Raw genomic sequence first — 1,951 nt, forward strand, 5'->3', positions numbered from 1 at the left:
GGTACGGAGCCGGCCGTCAGGCGGCGGGCTCGTCGTCGTCCGGCAGGTCCGGCACGACCGACAGCGACCCCGTGACGGCGACGACGCCGGCGCTGCCGCCCGTCTCCGCAGAGGTGAGCGCGCGCGACGCGATCACGCTGCTCGCGAAGTTCGCGTGGCACTCGGTGCAGTACCACTCCGGCGTCGGCACGGGCACCTCGAAGCCGCCGTAGACGACGTCGGGCTCGGCGTTCATCACGTCGTCCTGGAACGTCATGCCCCACACGATGCGCTTGGTCTTGCCACGCGCTCCGCAGCCGGGGCACTGCGGGCGCATGCGCGCCCGCTGCGACGAGACGGAGTGCGCGTGCATGAGGTCGTGGCACTGCTCGCACAGCAGGTGCACGTCGCGCACGAGCTGCTCGAGGGTGCGACCACCGGCCGTGGTCGTGCCGAGCCGGACGGCACCGTCGTCGTGCGCCTGCATGCGGTGCACGTCGACGAACCGCTCGCAGGTGGCGCAGCGCTCCTCGCGCCGCATCGACCAGCCGGTGACGGCACGGTGGCCGAGGATGCGCAGGGCGTGCACGTCCGGCGCGGTCGCGCCGGCGCCGCAGTCGCCCGGGTCGAGGGTGTGCACCGGGCCGCCGCGGAACTGCTCGGCGACCCCGTCGAGCACGAGCCGCGCGTGCTCAGGCGGCAGCCAGCCGGAGGACCCGGTGTAGGTGTCCGCCCCGTCGAACAGGTCGGCCCAGACGATCGGGCGGTCGGGACCGAAGAGGTCGTCGCTCACCCAGCTCTCGCCGTGGGTGGCTCCCATGAGCTCCACGGCCGCGACGACGCCCGCGTCCCCGAGGACCGTCACGACCACGTCGCCCCGCTGCGGCCCGTCGGGCCCGCCCGGCAGCCGGTGCTCCGGCGAGCGGGTCGCGATCGCGACGGACTCCGTGAGCCAGTCGGTCGACCAGTGGAGGTAGACGGACGGCACGAGCCACGCGGGCAGCGCGGACAGGGAAGGGAGGGTCTCTCGGGTCACCCGCAGAACATATCGGGCGCGGACCCTCCGACACCACGGGCGGGGTCGTTCCCGTCGCGACGTCGGCGCGCTAGGTTCCGGACCAGGCACGACGGCGTCGCCGCTCCGCACCGTGCACGAACATCAGGCACCGCCGCCGCTCGCCGTCGAGCTGCTGCTGCGAGGAGGCACGGGATGAACGTGGGACTCTGGGTCGCCGCCGGGCTGCTGGCCCTGCTCTACCTGGCCGTAGGTGTCGGGAAGCTCACCCGCAGCCGCGACCGGCTGCGGTCGGCCATGGGCTGGGTCGAGGACTTCCCCGGCGTCGTCGTCCGGTTCATCGGCCTCATGGAGATCGCCGGCGCGCTCGGTCTCGTCCTGCCGCAGGCCACCGGCGTCCTGCACTGGCTGACCCCGGTCGCGGCGACGTGCCTCGCGGTGCTGCAGGCGCTGGCGATCGGGGTGCACGTGCGCCGCCGGGAGCTCGGGCAGCTGTGGATCAACGTGCTCCTGCTGCTCGCCGCAGCGTTCGTCGCCGTCGGCCGCTTCGCCGGCTGGTGACGACACCGGCCCGCGCTCTCACGTCAGGGCCCCGCCAGCGCGACCGACTCCGCGTCGGTGAGCAGCCGCGAGCGGATGAGGAAGCGCACCCCCTCGGGCGCCTCCACGCTGAACCCGGAGCCCCGCCCCGGCACCACGTCGATCGTCAGGTGCGTGTGCCGCCAGTACTCGAACTGCGCGCGGCTCATCCACACGGGCACGGTGAACGCCTCCCCCGTCGCCCCGGCCTCGCCGACCGGGCCGTCGGTCACGACCAGGTCTCCCAGGTGCACGTCGGCGTCCCCGAGCAGGAAGTCGCCGTCCGGGTAGCACATCGGGCTGGACCCGTCGCAGCAGCCGCCGGACTGGTGGAACATCAGCTCGCCGTGCTGACGCCGCAGCCGGGCGAGGAGCCCG

Annotated in this window: 3 protein-coding genes; 1 reads left to right on the forward strand and 2 read right to left on the reverse strand. The window is 73.9% G+C overall.

The window, feature by feature from the left end:
* Nucleotides 1–16: 16 nt before the first annotated feature.
* Nucleotides 17–1,015: a hypothetical protein gene (locus ACFT55_RS20045; protein ID WP_380245614.1), complete on the reverse strand. Its 999-nt coding sequence runs from the start codon at nucleotides 1,013–1,015 to the stop codon at nucleotides 17–19.
* Nucleotides 1,016–1,189: 174 nt separating this feature from the next.
* On the opposite strand from ACFT55_RS20045, the gene ACFT55_RS20050 reads away from it, so the two are divergent.
* The gene (locus ACFT55_RS20050; protein WP_380245616.1) at nucleotides 1,190–1,555 is read left to right on the forward strand and encodes a DoxX family protein; all 366 of its coding nucleotides are present in this window, start codon (nucleotides 1,190–1,192) and stop codon (nucleotides 1,553–1,555) included.
* A 23-nt stretch (nucleotides 1,556–1,578) separates the two neighbouring features.
* On the opposite strand, the gene ACFT55_RS20055 is transcribed toward ACFT55_RS20050, so the two are convergent.
* Nucleotides 1,579–1,951: DUF779 domain-containing protein (locus tag ACFT55_RS20055; RefSeq protein ID WP_380245617.1), on the reverse strand; the 373-nt coding region annotated here is incomplete at its 5' end.

The organism is Isoptericola sp. NPDC057191 (assembly GCF_042670225.1).
Lineage (GTDB): Bacteria > Actinomycetota > Actinomycetes > Actinomycetales > Cellulomonadaceae > Isoptericola.

What these genes read in the sequence shown, in the direction of transcription:
- ACFT55_RS20050 (WP_380245616.1), top strand. Translation starts at nt 1,190, where the DNA reads ATGAACGTGGGACTCTGGGTCGCCGCCGGGCTGCTGGCCCTGCTCTAC.